The organism is Sorangiineae bacterium MSr12523, assembly GCA_037157775.1.
GTDB lineage: Bacteria > Myxococcota_A > Polyangia > Polyangiales > Polyangiaceae > Pendulispora > Pendulispora brunnea.
Genome location: CP089982.1, coordinates 2,599,415 through 2,624,009 on the forward strand (window position 1 = coordinate 2,599,415; position 24,595 = coordinate 2,624,009).

General features: G+C 65.8%; 20 protein-coding genes. 8 read left to right on the top strand and 12 right to left on the bottom strand.

The window, feature by feature from the left end:
• Nucleotide 1 precedes the first annotated feature (1 nt).
• From LZC95_10560 to LZC95_10575, 4 genes are all read right to left on the bottom strand, one after another.
• Nucleotides 2–1,324, bottom strand: a complete 1,323-nt coding sequence (locus LZC95_10560; GenBank protein ID WXA97277.1) for a porin — start codon at nt 1,322–1,324, stop codon at nt 2–4.
• A 55-nt stretch (nt 1,325–1,379) separates the two neighbouring features.
• Complete coding sequence (locus tag LZC95_10565) at nt 1,380–2,693, bottom strand: ammonium transporter (protein WXA97278.1); 1,314 nt, start codon at nt 2,691–2,693, stop codon at nt 1,380–1,382.
• 76 nt (nt 2,694–2,769) lie between these two features.
• Entirely contained in the window at nt 2,770–3,936 is a 1,167-nt protein-coding gene (locus tag LZC95_10570; GenBank protein WXA97279.1) for a protein kinase, read from the bottom strand.
• Nucleotides 3,933–5,147 carry an FHA domain-containing protein gene (locus LZC95_10575; GenBank protein ID WXA97280.1) on the bottom strand — a complete coding sequence of 405 codons (1,215 nt, stop codon included), beginning with the start codon at nt 5,145–5,147 and terminating at the stop codon, nt 3,933–3,935. Before LZC95_10575 ends, LZC95_10570 begins: the two co-directional genes overlap by 4 nt.
• Before the next feature lie 251 nt (nt 5,148–5,398).
• Between LZC95_10575 and LZC95_10580 the strand changes: the two genes are divergently transcribed.
• Nucleotides 5,399–6,712 (top strand): MBL fold metallo-hydrolase, encoded by a 1,314-nt coding sequence (locus LZC95_10580; GenBank protein WXA97281.1) that lies wholly within the window; start codon nt 5,399–5,401, stop codon nt 6,710–6,712.
• 129 nt (nt 6,713–6,841) lie between these two features.
• The gene (locus LZC95_10585) at nt 6,842–8,338 is read left to right on the top strand and encodes a glycogen synthase (protein WXA97282.1); all 1,497 of its coding nucleotides are present in this window, start codon (nt 6,842–6,844) and stop codon (nt 8,336–8,338) included.
• Here the strand turns inward: LZC95_10585 and LZC95_10590 are convergent.
• The 3 genes from LZC95_10590 to LZC95_10600 form a co-directional block, all read right to left on the bottom strand.
• Nucleotides 8,333–10,843: a glycoside hydrolase family 3 C-terminal domain-containing protein gene (locus LZC95_10590; GenBank protein ID WXA97283.1), complete on the bottom strand. Its 2,511-nt coding sequence runs from the start codon at nt 10,841–10,843 to the stop codon at nt 8,333–8,335. The genes LZC95_10585 and LZC95_10590 overlap by 6 nt on opposite strands.
• 61 nt (nt 10,844–10,904) lie before the next feature.
• Nucleotides 10,905–12,218 carry an asparagine--tRNA ligase gene (gene asnS / locus LZC95_10595; protein WXB00317.1) on the bottom strand — a complete coding sequence of 438 codons (1,314 nt, stop codon included), beginning with the start codon at nt 12,216–12,218 and terminating at the stop codon, nt 10,905–10,907.
• Between the two features lie 58 nt (nt 12,219–12,276).
• A complete protein-coding gene (locus LZC95_10600; GenBank protein ID WXA97284.1) occupies nt 12,277–12,747 on the bottom strand; it encodes an acyl-CoA thioesterase in 471 nt (156 codons plus the stop codon).
• 32 nt (nt 12,748–12,779) lie between these two features.
• Here LZC95_10600 and LZC95_10605 point away from each other — a divergent pair, with 32 nt between their 5' ends.
• Nucleotides 12,780–13,304, top strand: a complete 525-nt coding sequence (locus LZC95_10605; GenBank protein ID WXA97285.1) for a hypothetical protein — start codon at nt 12,780–12,782, stop codon at nt 13,302–13,304.
• Here the strand turns inward: LZC95_10605 and LZC95_10610 are convergent, their stop codons facing one another.
• From LZC95_10610 to LZC95_10625, 4 genes are all read right to left on the bottom strand, one after another.
• Nucleotides 13,305–14,726 carry a protein kinase gene (locus tag LZC95_10610; GenBank protein WXA97286.1) on the bottom strand — a complete coding sequence of 474 codons (1,422 nt, stop codon included), beginning with the start codon at nt 14,724–14,726 and terminating at the stop codon, nt 13,305–13,307.
• On the bottom strand, nt 14,723–15,556 hold the full coding sequence (locus LZC95_10615) for a hypothetical protein (GenBank protein ID WXA97287.1): 834 nt from the start codon (nt 15,554–15,556) through the stop codon (nt 14,723–14,725). Before LZC95_10615 ends, LZC95_10610 begins: the two co-directional genes overlap by 4 nt.
• A gap of 178 nt (nt 15,557–15,734) precedes the next feature.
• Nucleotides 15,735–17,051: a hypothetical protein gene (locus LZC95_10620; protein WXA97288.1), complete on the bottom strand. Its 1,317-nt coding sequence runs from the start codon at nt 17,049–17,051 to the stop codon at nt 15,735–15,737.
• 12 nt (nt 17,052–17,063) lie between these two features.
• The gene (locus tag LZC95_10625; GenBank protein ID WXA97289.1) at nt 17,064–17,372 is read right to left on the bottom strand and encodes a septum formation initiator family protein; all 309 of its coding nucleotides are present in this window, start codon (nt 17,370–17,372) and stop codon (nt 17,064–17,066) included.
• A gap of 59 nt (nt 17,373–17,431) precedes the next feature.
• Between LZC95_10625 and gatB the strand changes: the two genes are divergently transcribed.
• Both gatB and LZC95_10635 read left to right on the top strand, forming a co-directional pair.
• The gene (gatB, locus tag LZC95_10630) at nt 17,432–18,868 is read left to right on the top strand and encodes an Asp-tRNA(Asn)/Glu-tRNA(Gln) amidotransferase subunit GatB (GenBank protein WXA97290.1); all 1,437 of its coding nucleotides are present in this window, start codon (nt 17,432–17,434) and stop codon (nt 18,866–18,868) included.
• Nucleotides 18,865–20,469 (top strand): ATP-binding protein, encoded by a 1,605-nt coding sequence (locus LZC95_10635; GenBank protein ID WXA97291.1) that lies wholly within the window; start codon nt 18,865–18,867, stop codon nt 20,467–20,469. The genes gatB and LZC95_10635 overlap by 4 nt, the downstream gene beginning before the upstream one ends.
• A 180-nt stretch (nt 20,470–20,649) precedes the next feature.
• Here the strand turns inward: LZC95_10635 and LZC95_10640 are convergent, their stop codons facing one another.
• Nucleotides 20,650–21,315, bottom strand: a complete 666-nt coding sequence (locus LZC95_10640; GenBank protein WXA97292.1) for a hypothetical protein — start codon at nt 21,313–21,315, stop codon at nt 20,650–20,652.
• Nucleotides 21,316–21,477: 162 nt separating this feature from the next.
• Between LZC95_10640 and LZC95_10645 the strand changes: the two genes are divergently transcribed.
• The 3 genes from LZC95_10645 (at nt 21,478) to LZC95_10655 (ending at nt 24,590) form a co-directional block, all read left to right on the top strand.
• Nucleotides 21,478–22,455, top strand: a complete 978-nt coding sequence (locus LZC95_10645; GenBank protein WXA97293.1) for a homoserine kinase — start codon at nt 21,478–21,480, stop codon at nt 22,453–22,455.
• Nucleotides 22,456–22,535: 80 nt separating this feature from the next.
• Nucleotides 22,536–23,366: a sulfite exporter TauE/SafE family protein gene (locus LZC95_10650; protein WXA97294.1), complete on the top strand. Its 831-nt coding sequence runs from the start codon at nt 22,536–22,538 to the stop codon at nt 23,364–23,366.
• 114 nt (nt 23,367–23,480) lie between these two features.
• A complete protein-coding gene (locus LZC95_10655; GenBank protein ID WXA97295.1) occupies nt 23,481–24,590 on the top strand; it encodes an efflux RND transporter periplasmic adaptor subunit in 1,110 nt (369 codons plus the stop codon).
• Nucleotides 24,591–24,595 lie beyond the last annotated feature (5 nt).

Genomic DNA, 24,595 nt, shown 5'->3' on the forward strand with positions numbered 1-24,595 from the left:
ATTAGAACCAGCCGGTCACGCCGAGGGTGACCGTGTCCTGCGCGTCGGCGTTGGGCACGTAGTTGCCGTCGGTGTCTTTGATGGATCCGTGCTTGAAGAAAATGTCGTTCTGCGCGGAGTCGTGACGGTACTCGGTGCGGAAGGACAGGTGATCCATCGGACGTAGGTCGATGGTGCCGGTGAAGGAGTAGACGTCGCTGCCGTAGAAAATGCTCGACGACTGGCCGCCATCCTTCGTGCCCACGTTTTCGAGGAAGGCGTCTCCGCGTGCCGCGACGTAGAGGAAGGGAAGGGGCTGCACCCTCGCGTAAAGGGCGCCCGAGTGCCATGAGTGCGTCCCAAAGGCGCCGTTCTCGAAGCCGGCGTCGCCGTGCACGGCCACCGCCACGAGCTTGTGCGCGTAGAACTCCGCCCACCCGTCGAACAAATGACGAAACGGTCGACCCTCCGCGCTGTCTTGCGCGCGCTCGGGGCCGCCCATGTAGAGCACCTGCGCGGTGAGCCGGTCGGGGATCTTGTACGTGATCTGCGCGATGCCCGACTTGCCGTCGTTGCCGTCGGTGGCTTGGTTCCAGCCATTGACGAGCCATGCGGCGACGGTCAGGTTCTCGGCCACCTCGTACGAAGCGCGCACGCCCGCGTGGTAAAAGGGCAGCGCGTAGAAGAGGTTCGAGCGCGACCAGTTGTAGTTGTCTTTGACCGCCGCGCCCTCGAATCCGATGGGCGTGATGAAGAGGCCTGCCTGGAGCAGCAGACCCTTACCGACGGGGGCCTTCCAGCCGACGGTGGCTTGCTGGATGATCTTCCACGTCGAGGCCGAGAGCGAAGCCGCACCCGATGCGCCCGCGCGGGCTTCCACCGAGTCGGCGTACCAGCCCTCGGCCGTGGGGCCGGCTTGGAAAGCGATGTGCCCCTGGAAGGCGCCGTATTCGGCCTGCACGTCGAGCACGGCCGTCTGCAGCTTGAACGTGTTGTGCCGGTTATCGATCCAGCGGAAGTTCGTGACCCCGTTCTCGGGTCGATTGAAGTTGTACGCGTAATACGCCTCGGCATAACCGCCGACGGTCACCTTCAAGGCATCCGTGGCGGGGGCCGCCGCGGGCTTTTCGGGTTCGGCGGGCTTGGGCGCTTCTTCCGTCGTCGCGGCGGGCGGAGGCGTCGTCGCCTCCGCGGGCTGTTGGGGTTCGGATGCCGGAGTCGGTGCAGGCGGAGCATCGGGCGGAGATTGCGCCGATGCGGTGCGCGCCACCAACGTCGACGTGGCGATCAAAGCGCAAAGGAGTCCCGGTCGCGCACGCAGGTGCGCGCTTTTCAAGCAGATCATGGCGGTCCTCGAATACGGGAAACGATCTAAAAGACCTATAAAGATGGGCGGTGCGTCAGGTGGTCGTGGCGTCGGCGCTCACGATGGCTGCCGCAACCGGCGGGGCCGAGGGGACCGGCTCCGGGGGAGCTTCCGCCGCGGTGGCGGAGCCCGAGAGCACGTAGCCTTCCTCGCCGTGGAGCGTGGCGTCGAGGCCTTCGCGCTCGTCGTTCTCGCTCACGCGCAGACCGATGACCGCGTCGATCAGCTTGAGAATGCCGAAGGTGAGCACGAACGCGTACACCAAGCTGGCGCCGCAGGCGATGAGCTGCGTGACCATCTGGTGGCCGTTGCCGAAGAACGCGCCGTCGTTGCCGGCTTCATTGAGGCTCTTCTGCGCGAAGAGGCCCGTGAGGAGTGCGCCCGCGAGGCCACCCACGCCGTGGATGCCGAACGCGTCGAGCGAGTCGTCGTAACCAAAGCGGTCCTTCTGCAGCACGGCAAAGTAGCAAACGCTGCCCGCGAGCAGGCCGATGAGGATGGCCGCCCACGGGGCGACGTACCCGGCGGCCGGCGTGATGGCGACCAGCCCGGCCACGAGACCGGAGGCGATACCGAGCGCCGTCGGCTTGCCGCGATGGGCCGTTTCGACGACGAGCCAGCCCACTGCACCGCCCGCCGCACCGAGCTGCGTCGTCATGAAGGCGAGGGCCGCGAGCGCACCCGAGGAGAGCGCGCTGCCGGCGTTGAACCCGAACCAACCGAACCAGAGCAGACCGGCGCCGGTGAGGGTCATGGTCAGGTTGTGCGGCATCGGCTTGCGCTGCGGGTAGCCGTGGCGCTTGCCGATGACCAGGGCGCATGCGAGCGCCGAGATGCCCGCCGTCAGGTGAACGACCGTGCCGCCTGCGAAGTCGAGCGCGCCCATCTTGAAGAGCCAACCGCCCTCGGCCCACACCCAGTGCGCGACCGGATCGTACACGAAGGTGGACCATAGAAGGATGAAGACGATGTACGCACTGAACTTCATGCGCTCGGCAAACGCGCCCGAGATCAGCGCCGGCGTGATGATGGCGAACATCATCTGGAACGCGACGAAGGCCAAGGTCGGCACCGTGCCGTGCACATCGGAGGCGAGGCCTTGCAGCCCAATGAAATCGAGCCCGCCAATCAGACCGAACTTCGATGGCCCGAAGGCCAGGGTGTAGCCGAACAGACACCACTTCAAACCCAACACCGGGATCGCCGCCATCGAGTGCATGAGGGTCGAGAGCACATTCTTGCGGCGCACCATCCCCGCATAGAAGAGTGCGAGAGCAGGCGTCATGAGTAGGACGAGCGCGGAGCTCACCAAGAGCCAGGCCGTATCACCGGTGTTGATCTGTGACATGGGGTTAACGTGACGTTCGCCATGTTTCCCATGTGTTTCGTCGACGTTTAGAAACAATGCATCGCGCAAAAACTTTTCAGTCTGCCTTGAGGTTCGCCATGGCGTGTGCAAGGGCCTTCGCGGAGCCGAGGCGTTCGTCGACTGGGGCCATGCATGCCGCGACGAGCGGCCGCCATTGCGCGAAAAGTTCGGGAGTGTTCAGCGCTTGCAGCGCATCCTCGATGAGCCTTCCGAAGCCGTATACATCGTCGCTCGGGGCGGATGAGGCCCCGGCTAGCCGTTCGGGAGAAACGTAACCGAGGCTTCCTGCCACGGGAGGCTCTCCGTTTCGTCGCGCGATCCCAAAGTCGGTGAGGAGGGGCGCGCCGTGCTCGTCGAAGAGCACGTTCGCGGGTTTGACGTCGAGGTGGAGCCATCCGGCGTCGTGCACGCGTGCCAGCGTCTGCGCGAGCGGCAGCGCCCACGATTCGATGGGGAGCAAGACGTCGCGATCCACGGCGCGGATGCGGTCGCGAAGTGCGCCGCGCTTGGCCCATGCGAGGGCGATCCAACCGCGCTCGGGATCGACGTCGAAGACGCGCACGATGCCCGGTCCCGCGAGCGCCGAGGCCACGCGCGCCTCGTGCAGGAGCTGATCGCGATGCCGATGGGGGTCGTGGTAAATCTTCAGCGCGATGCTGCGACCGAGATCGCGGTCCTCCGCCTCGTAGACGACGCCGGAACCGCCGCGTGCGACCTCGCGATGGAGCACGTACGGTGTATCGGGTTCGCTGGCGAGCCACGTCGTGGCCTTCGGGTCGTCCTGGCGCGCGCGCTCGGGGCCGAAGGCTGCGATGCCGAGCGACTCGCGAAAGCGCTGGTGGCGTTCGCGCGCGCCGGGGTGCTCGATGTCGCGCAGAAGCACGCGTTCGACGAGTGCGAGGGCTGCGCTCATGTCGCTGCGCTCGGCCTCGAGATCCGCGCGCAGCATGAGTGCGGCCGCCGACGTGGCATCGCGCAGGAACGCGATGGCGGCCGTGGTCTCGCCGCGATCGATCATCGCGGAGGCGGCGGCCACCAGGAGCGGCTCGGGCAGCGGCAACGCGGCCTGGCGAAAGGTGAGCTCTTCGAGCGCGCGCGATTCGTGCGGCGATCGGCGGATCCTCTGGAAGAGGGACATCGCTTCCTCGAGCGAGGGCCCGTTGGGCCGGCCGACGTCGAGCAAGCGCGTGACGTCGGGGTGCGGGTAGGGGCGGCGGTTCACGTCTCCCCCGCGATCTCGAGCACGCAAGGCCCGCCGCGCGTGCGCGCGATGCGATCGCCCGCGAGCAAGCTGGCGCGCGAGGCGAGGGCGGCGTCGCCCAAAAAGGCATTGGCCCCGCTACTGACCAACTCGAGCCATCCGCCCGGGCCCATGTCGAGCTGCCAATCGGCGACGGGAAGGGGCGCGGCGCCGAAGGGCGCGATGTAGCGCCGGCCCGCGACCTCGATGACGATGGCGCCGGCGATCTGCGTGCTCGGTGTCAGGCGCACGGGCACCTCGTTGCCCAGGTGCAGCTCGAGGCCGGCGCCCATGGATAGCTTCCCCGCGGCGCGCATTCCGCGAAGGTACGTGCCGTTGCGGCTTCCCAGGTCCATGGCGAACGTCTCACCATGCTTGCCACCCTCGCGCACGATGCGCAGGTGGCGGCGGCTCACGGCGTGCGAGGCCACGGCGATGTGCCCCGTCTCGGGCCCGGTGGCGCTCATGGTGGGCTCGGTGCGTCCGAGTACGATCTCCTGGCCGAACGCAAAGAGGAGATCGCGCCCTTCGAGGACCACGCGCAGCACCGAGCCGCGCGTGCGGCGAGCGCGAAGGGCATCGCACCGCTCGCGCAGAAGGCGGTCGTCGGGATCCGTCTCCAGCCAGGCTTGGCCGGTGGCCAGCGCTTCACGGCGGCGGCCGCCCGCGATCAGCATTTCCACCTCGGCGGCGGTTTGCTGGCGCGCGCGTTCGCGGCGCTGGCGATCTTGTTCGCTGGTGAGCAAGCTCTCGAGCTTGTCGATTTCGCCGGCTTGGGTGAGCGCCCGGGCTTCGCCCTCTTCGTCGTGGGCGAGGCGGTAGCCGTCGGCGGCCTTGAGGGGCTCGCCCAGCTCCTCGAGCTCGCGTGCGGCCGCGAGCAGCTCCTGCCGCAGCGCGGTCGAGAGTGCGCCGTCTTTGGCCATGGCCAAGGTGAGGAGCGCATGCTTGCGCCGCGCCTCCTCGCGCACGGAATGCCCTTCGGGGGCGATGCTCTTGGCCTGGAGATAATGCTGCCGACGCGCCGTCGGCTCGAGCTCGGCATCGCCGCGAAGCAGCATGACGCGCGCCGTCTCTTCCGGCTGGCCCGCGAGATCCCAGAGCTCCGCCGCACGGGCCAAATCCCCGCGCAATTCCGCGCGGCGCGCCACCTGCGCATAGCCACCCTTGCCAAAGATCCGATCGAAGACGCCCACGGTCAGACGACTATACCGTCCACGCGCACAAACCCCCCACAGCGAACACCCTTACCGATGAATCGGCGCTCAATCTGCGCCGTCTCGGCCTCCCTCGGCATCAGCGTAGGTTGCAAGCAGCACCAGGGGGCGGAAAAAGCATGATTGGGTTCGAGACGATTGGAAACGCAACCGTCACGTGCATCGACGACAAGCCAATTTTGACGACGGATCCGTGGATTTGCGGCGACCCCTACTTTGGGAGCTGGGGTATGCGCAACGAGATACCGCGTGCGCAATTGGAGCACATCTACCAGGCGGAATACATGTGGCTCTCCCACGGCCACCCCGATCACGTGCATGCGGCCGCGCTGGATCGATTGGCCAACAAGAAGATCCTGCTGCCGAACCACGAAGGCGGCCGCATGCTCACCGATCTCACCGAGCGCGGCTTCGACGTCACGGTGATGCGGGATCGGACGTGGATGCAGCTGTCCAAGAACATCCGCGCGATGTGCATTTCCGATTACCACCAGGATGCCATCTTGCTCATCGACGTGGGCGGTCGGCTGGTGGTGAATCTCAACGACGCTGTCGAGCGAGGTTGGGGGCGATTCGTCAAGAAGGTGATATCGGAATACAAGATATCCTTCTTGCTCAAGCTTTTCGGTTACGGCGACGTCGACATGATCAACGTCGTCGACGAAAATGGCGTGAAGCTGATACCGCCCGCGCCGACGTCGAGCGGGGAATCCAAAGCCTATTGGGACGCCTATTTGCGTGAGAAGGTGGGCTTCTGGACCAATTACTTCCAAACCACGTACATGATCCCGTTCAGCAGCTTTCATCGCTACCAGCGGGACGACAGCATTTGGTGCCAGGAATACGTGACGCCGCTTTCCGCGCTCGAGGCGGTGGAGACGCGCGGGGGCTGCGAAAAGCTGCCGGCGTTCATTCAGTACGATTGCGAAAAGGACTCGTACGTCCGCCTCGAGCCTAAGCGCATCGAGGGGGAGATCCAAACGGCGGCGAGCTTCGGTGACCATTGGTCCGAGCCGCTGGAGCGCGACGAGATCTCCAGGTTGACGCGGTACTTCCAATCGATCGAGTTTCTCGCCGACAAGATCGATCATCTGCGCTTCATCGTCGGCGGCAAGGAGCATGTCGTCGAGTTGCACTCGTCGTCGCGGGTCGGCCCGCTTCGTGCAGGGCGCAGTTTGACCTTCGAGGTGCCGCGCGCGTCGCTGATGACGGCCGTCCAATATGAAATTTTCGACGACCTGCTCATTGGCAATTTCATGAAGACGACGCTCCACGGCGACTGGGGCACGGCGCAGGCGCCGAACGTGCTCTATCCGTACTTCACGCCGTGGATCGTGCGCTACGCCGACAATGCGCAGGTCAAGACGCACGACGAGCTCCGCGAGTATTTCAGCGCCTATCGGCGGCGCGCGCCATTCGACTATCTGCTGCACCGTCTGGAGCATGAGGGTGTGCAGAAGCTGCGAAGCCTGATTCGGCCGGATTCGCCGCTCTTTCACACGGCGACGCGCGCGTACTCATTTTTGAAGACCAAAGCGAGCTAATCACCGCCGTGCCCGCGTCGGTGGGCCCTTCCGGGTTGTGCATCTCGGGCACGGGCACGGGCACGGGCACGGGCACGGGGCACGTTTACGGGGCACAAATGTGGAGGCTCTGTGTAAAGTGCGGGGTCTATGGCAAGACCCCTCCGCCTTCTCATGGTTTCATCCGAAGTCGAGTCGTTTGCCCGGACGGGGGGCCTGGGCGACGTCGTGCTCGGTGTATCGCGCGCGCTCGGGCAGCGGGGGGTGGACGTGGCCATCGTCACGCCGCTCTATGGCACGACGAAGATCCCTTCGGACGATCTGCATCGCTGGATTGGCACGGTGCCTGCGCGGGTGGGCTGGGGCCCGGACGATGTGCGCGAGTGCGGCGTCGTCGAGGTGCGGCTGGGGCCTGGGGTACGTGTTTTCCTGGTGGATGACCCCGGGCTCTTCCAGCGCGATGGCATCTACGGCGATGCCCAGGGCACCTTCGGTGACAACGAGCTCCGCTTCGCCACGATGTCGCGCGCTGCGTTATCCATTGCCGAGAGGCTCTGGGGCGGGGTGGGGCCGGATCGCGGGCCGGATGTCATCCATGCGCACGATTGGCATGCCACCTTCGCGATTTTGTATGCGCGCCTCACGATGGGGCAGGCGTGGAGCGACGTGCCTTCGGTGTTCACGATTCACAACCTGGCGTACCAGGGGGTGCTCGGTTTCGATTCGCTGGATAGGCTCGCGCTTCCGCGTGAAGGGTACCACCCGGGCATTCTCGAGCACCGCGGGCTGGTGAACCTGCTCAAGGGGGCGATTGCGCTCTCGGATCGGACGACGACGGTCAGTCCGACGTACGCGCACGAGATCCTCGTCCCCGAGGGCGGCTTCCAGCTGCACGACTTCCTTCGGACGCAGTCGTACAAGACGGCGGGCATCCTCAACGGCATCGACGTGCAGACGTTCGACCCGCGCACCGATTCGACCATTGCCGCGCAGTACGGCGTGGAGGATTTCGCGCCGGCGCGCTTCCGCAACAAGGAGGCGCTCTTTCACGAGCTCGGGCTGCACGAGCCGCGGGCGCCGCTCTTCTCGTTGGTGTCGCGGCTCACGCATCAAAAGGGCATCGATCTCATTTTGCCGATTCTGGGCAACTTGGTCCAAGGCGGGGCGCGGGTGGCGCTGGTCGGCAAGGGCGATCCCGATTTGGAGCGCGCGCTCTACCAACTCGGCGGGCGCTTCCCCGGGCGCATCGCCACGCGCGTGGCCTTCGACGAGGGCCTGGCGCGCCGCATTTACGCGGGCTCGGATTTTCTCATGGTGCCTTCGCGCTACGAGCCGTGTGGCCTCACGCAGATGTACGCCATGCGCTACGGCTGCGTGCCCATCGTGACCGACGTGGGCGGGCTGCACGACACGGTGGCGCCGTACAATCCCGTGCGCGACGAGGGCACCGGTTTCGTCGCGCGCAACCGCGATCCGCTGTCGCTTTTGATCGCCGCGGACGACGCCTTTACCGCCTACCACGACCATCGCAGCTTCCACCGTCTCATCGAGCGAGGCATGCGCAAGGACTTCTCCTGGACGCGCTCCGCCAACGAATACCTGGAGCGCATCTACCGCCCCATCACCCAACTGCGCACGGGCCTATAAGACCCGTGCGAGGCCGCCGCGAAGGCGAACGTCGCGCGAGGATGCTCCGACGCGGATCGAATAGAAGCCGCCGGGGATGGTCCACGCCTTCGTGGTGACGTCCCAGATCGAGAACGCACGCCGGTCGAGCGATACGGTGACGCGGGTGCTGGCGCCCGGTTCCAGGGTCACACTGCGGAAGGCGGCGAGGCGTTGCGGCGGCTCGCCGGCCCGTGACGGGAAGCCGACGTAGACCTGCGGCACCGCGGTGCCGGTGCGCGCGCCCGTGTTTCGCACGTCGAAGGAGATGCGCACGCTGCCGTCGGGCGCGGGCCTCTCGATGCCCAGGTGCGAATAGGCGAACGACGTGTACGAGAGCCCGTGCCCGAACGGGAACAGCGGCTCAATCGCGTGCGCGTCGAACCAGCGGTAACCGACTTCGAGCTTCTCCGCGTACGTGTAGCGCAGATCGACACCGGGGTACTGCTCGGGCGAGCGAATCGGCCCGTCCGCGGCTTCGACCGGGAACGTCACCGGCAGGCGCCCCGCAGGCTCGGCATCGCCGAAGAGAACGTCCGCGAGCGCAGCGCCGTCCTGCTCGCCCGCGTACCATGTCTCGAGCACCGACGGCACCGCCGAGGCCCAAGGCATGTTCACCGGGGCGCCCGAGCTGAGGACCACCACCGTGCGCGGGTTGGCCGCGGCCACGGCGGCCACCAGCGCATTTTGATTGCCGTACAGGCTGAGGGTCCCGCGATCGCGCCCTTCCGTGGCTTCATCGCGCACCAAGACGATGGCGACATCGGCAGCCTTTGCGGCGTCGACCGCGCTTTGAATCCCGGCATCCAGCTGGCCCGGCGGCATCCAGCTCAGGGTCAAATTCGCGCCCTGGCCGGCTTGGTAGTACTCGACCTTCACCTCGTACGACTGCCCCGCCTCCAGGTGCACCGTGCGGTAAACGGAGCGCGTTGCATGCGCGCCCCAGTTGTCGACGACGAGCCGCCCGTCGAGGTAAAGGCGGCTGCCGTCGTCGCTGGTCGTCGCAAGCGGATAGTCGCCGGTGACGGGCGCGTGCAAGGTCCCCGTCCAGCGCGCCGACCAATTCGTCGCCGGCACACCGCTGGCGGGCGGCTGGCTGCCCCAATCGTGCGCGATGACGCTATCGGTGCCCACCGCTGCCGGCGTACCCGTCAACGTCGGATTGGCGAAGTACTCCACCGTGAGCCCTTCGAGCGCGCCGGCCGGAATCGGCGTGACCGCCGCCGCGTTCGCACCGGAGACGTAGTGCACGGCCACGTTGCTTCCCGCGCGCTTCGTGATGCCATCGAGCGGGCTGACCACGTAATCCGCATAAGGTGTCACTTTCGAGCTTCCGCCACCGCCCGTATACGCTTGGTTTGCGTACGGCCCGATGACGGCAATGTTCGACAGCGAGGCCGCATCGAGTGGAAGCAGCCCGCCGTCGTTCTTGAGCAAGACGGATCCGCGCACGGCCGCACGCCGTGCAAGAGCGGCCCCCACCTTCGGGTCCACCGCCGGCTCCGCGTTCGTCCCCGAGAGCAGCCCCGTGCGGAACATCAACCGAAGCACGCGCCGCGCTTGGTCGTCGAGCACCGACTGCGGCAGCTCCCCCGCGCGCACCGCATCGGGGAGCTTGCTGAAGTACGTGGTGCCGCCGAACTCCTGATCCAACCCGGCCTTGGCCGATGCCACCGTACTGTGCACCGCCGGGTAGTCGGATCCCACCACACCATCGAAGCCCCACTCCGTCTTGAGAAGACCGCGGAGCAACGACTCGTTCTCGCAGGAGAACACGCCGTTGAGTTGGTTGTAGGCGCACATCAATGACCACGCCCCGCCGCGTTTGACGGCGGCCTCGAAGGCTGGAAAGTAAATCTCGCGCAGGGTGCGCTCGTCGACGTTCGACGTGCTGGTCTTGCGATCCTTCTCCTGGTTGTTCGCTGCCAAGTGCTTCACTTGCGCGGCCACGCCCTGCGATTGCACGCCTTGGATGTGCGCCACCGCAAGCTCGCCCGCGAGGTGCGGATCCTCGCCGAAGGTCTCGAAGTTTCGCCCCGCCTCGGCCACCCGCACGATGTTGATCATCGGCGAGTACAAAACCTGGTACCCGCGCGCCTTGGTCTCCAGGCCCATCTGCGCACCGACCTCGCGTGCGAGCGCGGTGTCGAAGCTCGCCGCGATGGATACGGGCGCTGGGAACGCCGTTGCGGGCAGGCCATCGCGCACGCCCGCCGGTCCGTCGGTGAGCCGTTGCGGCGGTATGCCGAGCCTCGGCACCCCGGCCACGTTGCCCACGGCGTGCTCTCCGGCCGGCCTGGGGATGCCCTGCAGCAAGGTGGCCTTTTCCTCCAAGGTCATCTGCGCGAGCAGCGCCTCGATGTCACCCTCGCTGCGGACCACCACAGGTGACGCGGCGGTGTCGACCTCACGACCTTCGTCGCTTCGACATCCGACGACCGAACCCGCTGCTACGACGACCGCGATTCCGAAAACACGATGGCGCATGACGGCACCTTATCGGCACCGCCATGTGTTCGCGCAAGGCCCCGCAGCGCCAAGTGCTCGCTCAGGGCGCCAATCGATTCAGCATGCGCGGGAACGGGATGGTCTCACGCACGTGCGGCAGACCGCAGATCCACGACACGGTGCGCTCGATGCCCAGGCCGAAGCCGGCGTGGGGGAAGCTGCCGTAGCGGCGCAGGTCCAAGTACCACTCGAAGGCCTCGGGCGGCAGCTTGTGGTGCGCGATGGCCGACTCCAGGCGCTCCAAGCTGTCTTCGCGCTGGCCGCCGCCGATGATCTCGCCGTAGCCCTCGGGCGCGAGGATGTCCATGTTGAGAACGAGCGACTCGTCCTCCGGTGCGCGCTTGAAATAGAAGGCTTTGATGTCTGCCGGGTAGCGGTGCACGATCAGCGGGCGATCGAACTTGTTCGAGATGATCGTCTCCTCGTCGCCGCCGAAGTCGTCGCCGACCTTGGCCTCGGGGTGACCGTTCTCTTGCAAGATCTTGATCGCTTCGCCGTAGGTGATGCGCGGGAAGGGCGTCTTCACCTTTTCCAGGAACGTGGTGTCGCGCTCGCAGATCTTGAGCTCTTCGCGCCGCGTCTCCAGAACGCGCTCGACGATATAGGTGATGAAGTCCTCGCCCAGCCTCATGTCGCCTTCCAAATCGAGGAAGGCCACCTCGGGCTCGACCATCCAGAACTCCGCCAGGTGGCGGCGCGTCTTCGACTTCTCCGCGCGGAAGGTGGGGCCGAAGCAGTACGCCTTTCCGAAGGCCGCGGCCGCAGCCTCCATGTAGAGCTGCCCGGACTGCGTCAGGTACGCAGGCTCGCCGTGGTAGTCGGTTTCGAAGAGCGTGCTCGTGCCCTCGCAGGCATTGGGCGTGAAGATGGGCGCGTCCACCAAGGTAAAGCCGCGGCCATCGAAGAAGTCGCGCACGGCTTTGATGATCGTGTGCCGGATGCGCAAGATGGCGTGCTGGCGCTTGCTGCGGAGCCAGAGGTGCCGATGATCCATGAGGAAGTCGGTGCCGTGCTCCTTCGGCGAGATGGGGTACTGCCGCGCCACGTGGGCGACCACGCGCACGTCCTTGCCGTCGATCTCGTAGGTGCCCTTGATCTTGCCGTGCTCTTTGACCAGGCCCACCACCTCGAGGCTCGACTCCTGCGCGAGGCCTTCGGCGAGCGCGAACAGCTCGGGGGTGACGTTGCCCTTGAAGACGACCGCCTGCACGATGCCCGAGCCATCGCGCATCTCGAGGAAGTGCACGTTTTTACTCGAGCGCTTGTTGTAGAGCCATCCGCGGACGGTGACGTCCTGCCCGACGTGGGAGGAAAGATCGGCAATGGCAACGATGGGCGTGGCGCTGGGCGACATGGTGCGCGCATTATAAGGAGCGAGCATGCCGCCCGCGCAAGGGCCGAAGCTATGTCGGCTATGACTCGGCGCGTTCGAGCCGGGCGCGGCGCCGGGCCTCGCCTTCGGCTTGCGACTTTTTTACTTCTTCTGTATCGAGCAGCAGCGGTACCACCGGCGTGGGGGTCCCCGCATCGTCGATGGCCACGAACACGAGGCGTGCACGTACGCAGGGCCAGCGGCGCAGGGTGCGCGAATCCTCGCCCTCGACCGAGACCTCGATTTCCATCGAGGTGCGGAACGTCGCCGTCAGCCGCGCGCGCAGACGCACCACCTCGCCGACCTTCACCGGCTGGTGGAACTTCATGTCGTCGATGAAGGCCGTGACCGCCATGCATCCCGAGTGGCGTTGCGCGCAGATGGCTGCGCACAAGTCAATCCAGGCCATGATTTGCCCGCCGAACACGTTGCCCAGGGCATTGGCGTGCTGCGGAAGGACGTATTCGGTCATATCGGTGACGGAATCACTCTGCGACTTGGACGAGATCACGCTAGGTTCGCCTTTCTGATTTGAACCGCACGATGCCTTCGAAGCCGCTCTCTGGCAAACGCTTGGTGCTCCTCGGCGCCGGCGTGATTGCCGTTCTTGCACTGGGAATCTTTCTCGCGTTCGCCTTCATCGGGCGGAAGCAGCTCGTACGCGCCTCGTTTCTTTCGGAAGGACGAAGGCGCCTGGGCGATTTCGGCGAAGGGCTGGCCCATTGCGCGGTCACCGCGGGACTTCCGCCGAGCTCGCCGCTGGTGCCTGCCGAGTTCGACCAGCTCAAAGGACCTGGCTACCAGTCGACGCCGCAGGATTGGGCCGCGGAGGCATTTCGCTGCGCGCATTTCGCACCGACGGATGCCACGAGCCATTTCCAAATCGGTTGGAAGCGTCACGATGCCGAGTCGGGCGAGGTGCAGGCCTTCGGCGACGTCGATCAGGATGGCCGCGTCGACACGCGCATGACGGCACCCGTGAAGTGCACGTTCAAAGAGCCCTCGGTCATCGAGAAGTGCGGCATCGGCCCCGTGCAAGAAGAGGCCATCGGCGCGGTGGAGCGATAGCTACAGCCGATACTCGAGGGTCTGCGGCTCCTCGGGACTCGTCGTAGGAGGCCCTGCGTCGGCTGCGATCTTGACGCTGGCCTTCTCCGCTTTCGGCCGGTGCGCCGGCTCCTTTTTCGCCACCGGCTCCGCCGATGCGATGGCCGCCGGCGGCGGCTCGACGATGGGCTCCACCACGACGGGTTCCGCTGTCACCGGTGTCGACGCCGTGGCCATCACCGGGGCGCGGTGCTCCGAAACCGAGGGGCGCACCAGGCCCATGATGGCCACCGCCGTGAGCACCGAAATGGCGCCCCCCACCGCCGCGAGAAGCACGTGCGGCGAGAGGCCCGGGCGCTTGCGCTCCCCGCTGTCCGTCAGACCGAAGGTGCCCACCGTCGAGCGCAAGTGCGGCTCCACCTCGGGCAACGTCGCCACCATGCGATGATCGCGGTACGAGCGCCGGCTCCTGCGCAGGAAATCCGACGTCTCTTCCGGCGCAGCGGCCGAAGGCGCCGGAGCGCGTAAGCTGCGGCGTTCGATCACGCGCGAGGTGCGCTTCACCGAGATTGCCCCTTGCTCGGGCGCGAACGGTGCCAACGCCTGCGCAAGCTCGGCCACATCGGCAAAGCGCAAGGTGGCCTCCTTCTCCAGGCAGCGCAGCACCACCTCCTCGAGCCCCTTCGGAAGATCCGGCCGGTGCGCCGCGAGCGATTGCGGCGGATCGGCCACGATGGCCGCGCACACCTCCGTCAATGTCTCCCCTTCGAACGGGGCCACGCCCGCGAGCAGCTCGTACAGAATGATGCCCAGCGACCAGATGTCCGCGCGAAGGTCGGCCGCCTTTGCCCCGCGCATCAACTCCGGGGCCATGTACAGCGGTGAGCCCATGAGCGACATCGTCCGCGTCACCCGCGGATCGTCGTCCCTTCCCATGCCGCGGGGCAGAAGCTTCGATACGCCGAAGTCGAGAATCTTGATGCGCAGCGACCCATCGGCACGCTCCGCGACGAAGAGGTTCGCCGGCTTGAGATCGCGATGCACGATGCCGTTCGTGTGCGCCTCGGCCAACGCCTCGCAGGCTTGCAGCACGTAGGTCACCGCATCCGCCGCGGGCAGCGGGCCCTCTTCGCGAAGGGTTTGCTCCAGATCGCGCCCCTCGAGGTACTCCATCACCAGGTAGGGTGCGCCGTTGTCGAGTGTAGAAACGTCGAACACCCGCACCACGTGCTCGCTCTGAATGCGCGCCGCCGCCCGCGCCTCGCGCGCGAAACGGGCCACGGCTTCTTCGCTCTTCAGGGCTTCACCGGCCAGCACCTTGATGGCCACCCGCTGTTCGAGCTGCAGGTGCATCGCTTCGAGGACGAGTCCCATCCCGCCTTCGCCGATGACCCGATCCATTCGATACTTTCCGTCGATTGTCTCGCCGAGAAGTTGGCTCATGGCACGCACACTTGCGGAGTCACTTCACCGTCGCCCGCGTCCATGGGCGCGGCGCAATGTCCATTGCAACAAGCTTTGGCCCCCGGCGCCAGATCGCAAGGCTGGCCTTCCTTGAGGCAGCACTTATCATTTTTGCACTCTTCGGTCGCCGGGCATTGATTGACCGTGGAGCAATCATAGATGCGACCGTTGCATGCGTCGATGACGAGTCCATCGCACTTGCCGGCGCAGAGCTGCTCGCGCGTCCCGGGTGTGCAGCAATTACCGGCGGTATCGCCGGACTTTGCCAATCTGCAAAACTGATTCGCACCACACGTCCCGCAGGACTGCTTGGCGCATCCATTGTCCGCATATCCGCAATTCTTGCCATTGCACGCTAGAGGATTGGGAACGCAGTTGCCGCAAAAGCCAGAGAGTGTGTTGCATACAGTTCCCGTGGGGCAGGTACACGTCTGCTCCACGCCGCAGTAGTCGATGCTCTTGCCGCAGCGACCGGTGCACCAGTTGGGGGCCGTGCATTCACAAAGGTGCTTCGGTTCATTGCACACGCCGTTGCCTGCGCACGTCTTCCCGCAGTCGACCTCATTTCCGCAGCTGTCCATGAGTTTCCCGCAACGGCCGTTGCAGAGATTCGGATCGGGCTTGCCCGCATCGCAGCCCGCGTCGGAGCTGCCCATGACGTCTTCCACCGGCGTCGCATCCTCGGACGAGCCAGCATCTTCGTACGGCTCGCCCTTTTCGACCCCCAGGATGGTCGAACAAGCTGCCAGGACGACCAGCGCCATGCAGCCACACGTTGCATACGTGCCCCACGTGAGGCGCGCTGTCACGAGACGCCTCCGGCGCAGATGGAAACATCAGGAAAGATCGGTAAGTTCGCCCCGGACTCGGCTGAGCACTTGCGAGAAGGTCCCCTCGTCGACATAAGCTTTCTCCGCCTCGACAAGGCGCAGAAGCAATTTCTCGTCCGCGCGCCCGGTCACGATGCGGAGCGTGTGTGCGTGCTTGCTAACGCGCGCGCTTGAGGATGCGGGTGAGCGCATCGCCTGCGGCGCGCGCGAGCTCGTCGATGCGCTTCGTGCCGAGGGCGGTGTCCCCGAGCTCGTCCGCCAGGACCAACATCGTCGATTGCCCCTTGAGACGTACGGCGGTGATGGCCACGTCGCGCGTGGACTTGCCCATGACCTGCAGCAGCGGAGCGTGCGCCTCGTTGTTGTAGATGGGCCCGAGGTAGCGCCCCGATGCGGCTGCGTTGGAGAGGGCACTCGGCAAGGTGTTCGAAATGCGAATCTTGCGCAGGTCGGCCTCTTCGCCAAACTCCGGTGTGCAGCGCCACCCGATGAACGCGTCGCGCTTTACGACGAAGAGCGCGACCTTGCGCGCGACCACGCGCACGCCCGTGAGCAGCGCGTGCAGCACCTCATCGCGATCGAGCGCATTGCGCATGGCGGCGAGCACACGCGACGGCTCGGGGAAGGGGAGGGCCGGCGGCGGCGGAACCCATGAGTCTGCGCGCGCGGAAAGCAGCGGTGCCGACGATACACGCGCGTCGACGGGCTCATTGGACAACAGGGCATGCGCCAGCACGGGCGACGACGGGCGCGATCTCCGCGGCGGCGGAGGCGCCGGCGCTGGCGGAAGATCCTGCAGCGTGGGTCGGGGCTTTCGTCCCGTCTGCAACACCGGCGGCAGATCCGACTCTTGCGCCTCGTGCATGCCACCAAAGGAGCGATGCACCCCGCTCTGCGACGGCGACGAACGCGGCACGGGCGTGCCCCACGCCGGCGTCTCCTTCACCGTGCGCTGCACCCGATGCGTTTTGTAAATGCTGCGCGGTGTTTCACCCAGGCCCGCTTGCGGGCCGCTCCTGCCCAAACTCGTCAGATTGCGCGCCGCCAGAGCATGCGGCGCCGTGCTGCGATCGAGCGCGCGCTCCAACGCGGCGAGTGGCGCGCGCACGATGCGGATGGGCGCCTTGAGGAAAAAACCGATCTCCTGGGGAGCATGGGGATCGCGCGCATCGGCGACGGCCACGTCCACCGTGCCGGTGAACGCATCGATGCGGATGGGCAGCGCCAACAGACGGCTACAGAGACCCGGCGGCAGGGCGTCGACGAGCTCCTGCACCGGCACCACGTTCTGCACGGAGGGGGCCTCGGCGCGCGCCAACTCCTCTTCCAGCTTTTCGGGCGTGATGAAGTTGAACGCCACGAGCACCCGCGGCAGCGGCGCGCCTTCCGTGGCCACGATGAACAGGGCGCGCGCAAGCGCGGCGGGCGTTACCGCCTCCGACAGCAGCAGGGCGCGACCGAGCTCGTAGGGCACGTCCCCTGAATACTACCGCGGTTTTCCAAATTGAAAGACGACCTCGCTCTTTCGCACCAGCCCGAGCTTGCCCCGAGCAATGCGTTCCACTGCTGCCGGATCATCCCGGAGCTCGCGCACCTCTGCACGAAGTTTGCTCACATCGCGGGTAAGCTCCGCATTTTCCGCCCGGACCTGCGCCAGCTCCTTGGAAAGGGACCGCATGCGGGGCAGACCCTCCGGCTCGAAGATGAGCAAGGGTGCGCCGATCAGCGCGAGCCCGAGAATGGCGAGCGGGAGGGCGCGCTGGATGAAGTCGGACCACGAGAAGTCATCGGGCACGGCCCCAGTGTCGCATACCGGGGCTTGACCGGACCAGTTTCAGGTATTCTCCCGGTACAATGTCCTCTCGCTACGAAGCGGTCATCGGCCTCGAGGTGCACGCGCAGCTGCTCACGCGTACCAAGGCTTTCTGCGCATGCTCCACGGCCTTCGGGGCCGAGCCCAATACCAACGTTTGCCCGACCTGCCTCGGATTGCCCGGCGCGCTTCCCGTCCTCAACGGGGAGGCGGTGCGGTTGGCGGTGCGGGCGGCGCTGGCCCTGGGTTGCGAGATCCGCGGCACGAGCCGGTTCGCGCGGAAGAACTTTTTCTATCCGGATATGCCGAAGGGCTACCAGATTAGCCAATACGACGAGCCGTTCAGCGGACAGGGCGTGCTCGAAGTCGAGATCGACGGCCGCACCATCTCGCCGCGCATCGAACGTGTTCATATGGAGGAGGATGCCGGCAAGAACCTGCACGACCGTGGCGATCAGTCCATCGTGGATCTCAATCGGTCGGGCGTGCCCCTCGTGGAAATCGTGGGCACGCCGGATCTGCGCAGTGCCGCGGAAGCGGCCGCCTACCTGCGCTCCCTGCGCGACGTGCTCGTCTTTTTGGGCGTCAACGACGGGAACCTGGAGGAAGGCTCCTTCCGCTGCGACGCCAACGTCTCCATCCGCATCCGGGGCGAGGAGAAGTACGGTACGCGCGTCGAGTTGAAGAACATCAACTCGTTTCGTTTCGTGGAAAAGGCCATTTCCTACGAAATCATGCGTCAGGAGGCCGTGCTCGATTCGGGTGGGAGACTCACCCAGGAAACGCGCGGTTGGGACGAAAAGACCGGCACCACCTTCTCGCTCCGCAGCAAGGAAACCGCGCAGGACTATCGGTATTTCCCCGAACCCGACCTGCCGCCGCTGGTTCTCGACGAGGCCTTCGTCCACCAGGTCCGGGCCGAAATGCCCGAACTTCCGCGCGACAAGCGCGCCCGGTTCGTTTCGGAGCTGGGGCTCCAACCGGGCGCGGCTGTGGTTCTGACCCAACATCCGCGCATTGCGGCCTTCTTCGAAGAGGCGGCGACCCTATACGGGGATGGCGTGAAGGTTGGTAACTTCATCCAGAACGAAGTGCTCCGGGACGTGACGACCCACGGTCTCACGGCGGACATCCCCGTTTCTGCGCGGCAGGTCGTGCAGCTCCTCAAGCTCGTCGACCGTGGCAAGATCAGCGGGAAGCAGGCCAAAGAGGTCTACGCGAAGATTCTTCGCACTGAAAAAATGCCCGAGGATGTCGTAGCCGAGCTCGGCATCACTCAGGTCACCGACAAGGACGCCATTTTGGCCATCTGCCAAAGGGTCGTGGAGCAAAATCCAAAGCAAGCCGCCGCCTTGCGTGGCGGAAAGACCGCGCTTATGGGATTTTTCGTGGGGCAAGTGATGAAAGAGACGAAGGGCAGCGCCAATCCGCAGATGGTCAACGACTTGCTCCAGAAGGTGCTGGGGGTGCTGTCGTGAATGAGTCGGCCAATTGGAAGATGTCCACGCTCGGCGGTTTGAACCTGACCGAGTCGGTGAAGATGAAGGCTGCGAACACGACGTCGCCCGGCGTTCCCACGCCGCCGTCGCTTCGCACGCCGCGCACCGGATTCGGCATTTGCCGCCGGGGCATGCTCGGACGCATTCTGGTGGTCGACGACAATACGGATCTCGTCACGACCTTGCGTGAGGTGCTCGAGCCGCATGGCTTCGTGGTCATCAACGCTACCAAGGGGCAGGACGCCCTGCGCATCGCCGAAACGGACGGCTTCGACGTGGCCATCGTCGACGTGAAGCTGCCCGACACGAGTGGCGTCGACATCATCCAGCCTTTGCGCCGTGCCTCGCCGGCGAGCGAGGTCGTGCTGGTCACGGGCTTCGCCAGCGTCGATGCCGCCATTGCGGCACTGCGCTCGGGCGCGTTCGCCTTCATTTTGAAGTCGTTCCGCCCCGAGGAGCTGCTCTCGACGATTCAGCAAGCCATCACGAAGGTGCGCTTGATGCGCGACCGCGAGGAGCTCGAGCGCCGCTACCGCGCGCTGGTCGAGCTCACCGACGTGTTGGTCATTGGCCTCGACGAAACGGGGCACGTGGCGCTCTTCAACCGCCGGGCCGCCGCGCTCGCGGAGATTGCCTCGGAGGAGGCGTACGGACGCGACTTCGTGGACACCTGGATCCCGGAGGAGGACCGCGCCCGCCTGCGCGAGTCGCTGAGCCAAGCCCACCGCGGCGAGCGCCTTCGCGAAGTGGAGACGAGCTTCGTCGAGCCGAATCGCCGCGTGCGTTGGCAGCTGCTCCCCGCGCGCGACAGCGAGGAGAAGCGGCACCATTTCGTCTACCTCATCGGCATCGACGTGACGGAGCGCCGCGCATTGGAGAAGCGCGCGGCGGACGCCGAAGCGCTGAGTGCGATGGGTACCCTCGCGTTGAATCTCGCGCACGAGATCCGCAATCCGCTCAATGCGGCGGTGTTGCAGCTGCATCTCATGGGGCGCGACATCGACAAGCTGGAGGCGGACTACGAGCGCCGTGCGGCGATGCACCGCCGCGTCGAAATCGTGGGCAGCGAGATAAACCGGCTGAATCGCCTTCTGACGGAGTTCCTCGAGCTGGCGCGGCCGCGCGGCATCGGGCGCGAGCCGGTGCACATCGGCAGCCTGGTGGACGACGTGCTGGAGCTGGAGCGCGAGAGCGCGGAGCGCCGCGGCATCCGCATCGAGCGTCAAATCGTGGCCGACGGCTGCGGCGTCGCCATTGGCGATCGCGAGAAGTTGAAGCAGGTGATCATCAACCTGGTCGTCAATTCGATCGAGGCGATGAAGGGCGGCGGCACGCTGACCGCGCGGGTCAAATGCGGCGACTCGAACGTGGTCCTGGAGATCGTCGACACCGGCCCGGGCATTGACCCCGAATTGGTGGACAACGTCTTCGACCCGTTCTTCACGACGAAGGAAGGCGGCACGGGTTTGGGCCTTTCCATCGTGCGAAAGATCATCGACCAACACGGTGGCGACGTCTCCATCACCAGCGAAAAGGGCCAGGGCACCCAGGTCCGCGTGCGCGTCCCGTCGGGGCGTTAAACGAGCGACGGCATGGATCGCAAGGCCATGGAGCGCCGGCATCCTGCCGGCGGTTAGCCGGCTTCCAGCCGGCGCCGGCACCGGCGTTCTCACAAAAAAAAGCCGGCCAGAGGCCGGCGGACCGCCGGCAAGATGCCGGCGCTCCATACGTTGCGGTGCGCGACGTTGCGGTGCGCGGAACTAGCGGCCCGGGGGCTTGAGCGGCAGGGCGGCGGTCGAAATCGGCGGCGGGGGCACTTTGCCCTTGTTCACGTCGAGGGACGACTCGGTGGCCGTCTCCAGTGCGACCAGTGCATTCAGCACGCGATCCACACCGTGTTCGAGGGCGGCTTCTTTGATGAAGACACCGACGACGCGCACGAGGCGCAGCGACGTGATCTTCCCCAGATCGATTTCGCGCTCGAGGAAGGCTTCGAACGTGCCGTAGCCTTTTGCCTCGTACAGTTTACGACCTTGAATATCCTTCAGGATAATTCCAATATCGTAAAACGACTTATTGAAGTTTTTCCGCAATCCCTTGATGTTCTGGAGGGCATTGTGAAGATCGGCGATCTTCTGCTTGATGTCCTCGGCCCCTGTCGGGGTGCGGATGGTGGCGCGTGCGCTGCCGGGAAGGGGCGGTTCGGCCGCCCGGGCACGTGCTTCGGCAGCGTGCTTGGCGGCGTGACGTGCGGCCCACGGTGCGGCACCGCGCAAACCGAGCTTGCGCTTTCCGCCCGCAGCCTTGTCCTCTTTGCCGGCGGCAGCAGCCTTACCGGCCGGTGATTTCCCTGCCGCTTTGCCAGCGGGCTTCTCTCCACCCTTGGCCGCGGCTTTTTTGCTCCCACCCTTTTTCGTCGTCGCCATCGTCAAAGCCAATGCTCTAGGGGGCACCTTACGCCCGCCCGGCCAATTACCAGAAGGTATCCGTTCACGTCCATCTATATGAGCACATCTGCCCCTCCCGGAAAAATTACCGGAGATCAGTGGGCACTTGAGCACCGATGGCGAGATGCGGCAAATAGAGCCGTGGCCACACTCACCCGAATTTCCGAAGACCAGCTCCGCGTTTTTCTCGACGAATACAGCGAGCTCGGAAATCTCGTCGGGTTCGCCGGCATCCCCGAGGGCAGCGTCAACTCGAATTACCGGGTCGAAACCTCTGCGGGAGCCTATTTTCTCCGGGTTTACGAAGAGCAAGCCTTCGAGGGCGCCCGCAACGAGGGCATCACCTTGCTGCACTTGTCGGCGCACGGCGTCCCCTGCGAGGCCCCGCTCCTGCGCAACGACGGGGAGCGCACCGGCCACATCGCGGGCAAACCGGCCGCGCTGTTCGCCTGGTGTGCGGGCGGCATGCGCTGCCAGGCCAGTGTCTCCACGGCCGACACCGCCCAGGTTGGCGCCGCGCTCGCACGGATTCATGTCGCAGGAAGTGCGATGGCCGGACGCACGGGCCGCTTTGGACCTGCGGAGCTTCGCCTGCGGCTCGATCGCATTGCGGCGGCGGCCGACCATCCTACCTTGGCCGCCGAGGCCGAACCCCTGCGCCAAGCCCTCGACGCCAACGAGGCCCGCCGCCGCAGCGATTTGCCCAAGGGCCTGGTCCATGGCGACCTCTTTCGGGACAACGTCCTCTGGGACGAAAAGGGCACCATCGTCACCTTGCTCGATTTCGAGAGCGCGTGCTCGGGCGCCTTCGTCTTCGATTTGGCGGTGACCGTGCTCTCCTGGTGCGTGGGCGATGCGCTTTCGCCGGAGCTCGCCCGCGCCATGGTCTCGGGCTACGAGTCCGTGCGTCCGCTCACCGCGGAGGAGCGCGAAGGCCTGCACGCCGAGGCGTGTTTTGCCTCTCTCCGCTTTGCCATCACCCGCATCACGGACTTCGCCATGCGCGGGGACGAGGCCGGCCCGCGGACCATCAAAGATTACCGCCGGTTCATCCTGCGCTACCAGTCGCTCACGGCCATGGGCCCCGACGGCCTCTCGCGCATGCTGTTCAAGAATTAGCCCGTACACGTACACGTTCCCGTTCCCCTTCCCGATCTCCTACTCGGGCTTTCTTCGTGTACGGGAACGGGAACGGGAACGTGTACGGGGAAGAAATTCGCTACGTCGAACAGCATTGGCCCTACAGCTGTGTCGTGACCATCGCGCAGGGCGCCCTTCTCTTCGTCGTCGCCAGTGTGGCGGGCGCCCTCAACAGCGTGGCGGGCGGGGGGAGCTTTCTCACGTTTCCCGCGCTCATCTTCGCCGGCGTGCCGCCGGTCATTGCCAATGCAACCAATTCCGTGGCGGTGTGGCCCGGGGGCGTGGCCGGTGCATTTGCATACCGCACGGAATTGCACGAGATGCGGCGCGAGCTCGTGGCGCTCAGCGCCAGCAGCTTTCTCGGCGGCCTCTTGGGCGCGCTGCTCCTTCTGCGCACCACCGATGCGGCCTTCATGGGCCTCGTTCCGTGGCTGCTCCTCGCCGCGACGTCCCTTTTCTCCTTCGGCGGCATCGTCACGCAGCGCATTCGCAGCCTCTCGACGGGGCCCGCCAGCCCGCGCGCACAAATGGTTTCCCTCGTTGCCGTGCAATTCGTCATTGGCATTTATGGAGGCTATTTCGGCGGCGGCATGGGCATCATGATGCTCGCCTCGCTGGCCGTGATGGGCATGACGCGCATCCATGCGATGAACGCGCTCAAAACGGTGCTCACCACGGTCATCAATGGCATTGCCATCGTGGCCTTCATCGCCGCAGGCAAGATCGCATGGGGTTATGCGCTGCTCATGGCCATTGGGGCCACGGGTGGTGGATACATGGGTGCCTTTGCCGCGCGGATGAGCGATCCGAAGTGGATGCGCCGCTTCATCTTGCTCGTCGCCTGGGCCATGACGGCGTGGTTCTTCGTAAAGCAATACGGCGCGCGCTGACTTACAGGTCCTTAAGCTTTCGAGCGCTTACGAAGATGTAAGCGGTGTTTCCAGAGCACGGTGGTTATGAGGACGGGAGAAGCGCGCCGGGTCCCCCGGCCATCTATCGTTCACATGCATCCACTTCGAGTCGTTGCGTTTCTGTTCGCCTTCCTTCTCATCGGTTGCCACGGCCGTGGGGAGGCGAAGTCCAAAGTGACACACGAGCGCCGTCCGGATGGCTCGCTCGTCCTATCGGGGGAAAGCGCGGCGTACGTCCGAGTGGAGCCTGCTTCCCCGGCGTGCCTCGAGCACTCGCGCTCGCTGGTGGCCCACGTGTCGTACGATGAGCGGCACGTCGCCAAGATGGGGCCGCCGGTGGGCGGAAGGGTGGCGAAGATCAATGTCGTGACCGGCGACACCGTGAAGGCTGGCACCGTGCTGCTGACCATTCACGCGCCCGACATCGCCAGTGCGCAGGCGGCGGTGACCAACGCGCACTCTGCGCGGCTGCTCGCGGAAAAGGTGGCGGCGCGTGCGGCGCTGGTGTTCAAGGAGGGGGCCGGCAGTGAAGCCGAGAAGCAACAGGCCGATGCCGCGCTGGTGCAAGCGCAGACCGAAGAGCAGCGCGCCACCGCGGCGCTGGCCGCACTGGGCGGTGCACACGGCACGAGCGACTACGCGTTGCGCTCGCCCATCGATGGCACTGTGGTGGAGCGCAACGTGAGCGTGGGCACGGCGGTGAGCGCGGATCAGGATAGCCCGCTGGTGACGGTGGCCGATCTCGCGACGGTTTGGGTGCTCGCCGACGTCTACGAGCGCGATCTGCCGACGGTGCACATCGGCGACGCCGCCACCGTGCAGGTGCTCGCGTACCCGGATCGAAAGCTCGAAGGCCAGATCACGCACGTGGGCGAGGTCGTCGATCCGCAGACGCGCTCGGCCCGGGCCCGTGTGGAGCTTCCCAATCCGGATCGCTCGCTCCGCCCGGGCATGTTCGCCCGCGTGGAGGTGCGCGGCTCCACCAGCGCCGCCGCCGAGGTGCCCACCAGCGCCTTGTTGGCCCGGCGGGACCAATTTTTCGTCTTTTTGAAGAACAGCGACGGTTCCTACGGCCAGCGTGAAGTGCACATCGGCGAGCAGCACGGTGAGCACACGACCATCGTGTCCGGCATCGGATCCGGCGACAAAGTCGTCACGGAGGGGGCCATCTTGCTCGACACCGAGAGCAACGAAGCGCTCTAGTCGAC

Coding starts and splice junctions, on each gene's coding strand:
- LZC95_10560 (WXA97277.1), bottom strand. CDS start 1,324: ATGATCTGCTTGAAAAGCGCGCACCTGCGTGCGCGACCGGGACTCCTT.
- LZC95_10565 (WXA97278.1), bottom strand. CDS start 2,693: ATGTCACAGATCAACACCGGTGATACGGCCTGGCTCTTGGTGAGCTCC.
- LZC95_10580 (WXA97281.1), top strand. CDS start 5,399: ATGCGCAACGAGATACCGCGTGCGCAATTGGAGCACATCTACCAGGCG.
- LZC95_10585 (WXA97282.1), top strand. CDS start 6,842: ATGGCAAGACCCCTCCGCCTTCTCATGGTTTCATCCGAAGTCGAGTCG.
- LZC95_10590 (WXA97283.1), bottom strand. CDS start 10,843: ATGCGCCATCGTGTTTTCGGAATCGCGGTCGTCGTAGCAGCGGGTTCG.
- asnS (WXB00317.1), bottom strand. CDS start 12,218: ATGTCGCCCAGCGCCACGCCCATCGTTGCCATTGCCGATCTTTCCTCC.
- LZC95_10605 (WXA97285.1), top strand. CDS start 12,780: ATGCCTTCGAAGCCGCTCTCTGGCAAACGCTTGGTGCTCCTCGGCGCC.
- LZC95_10610 (WXA97286.1), bottom strand. CDS start 14,726: ATGAGCCAACTTCTCGGCGAGACAATCGACGGAAAGTATCGAATGGAT.
- gatB (WXA97290.1), top strand. CDS start 17,432: ATGTCCTCTCGCTACGAAGCGGTCATCGGCCTCGAGGTGCACGCGCAG.
- LZC95_10640 (WXA97292.1), bottom strand. CDS start 21,315: ATGGCGACGACGAAAAAGGGTGGGAGCAAAAAAGCCGCGGCCAAGGGT.
- LZC95_10655 (WXA97295.1), top strand. CDS start 23,481: ATGCATCCACTTCGAGTCGTTGCGTTTCTGTTCGCCTTCCTTCTCATC.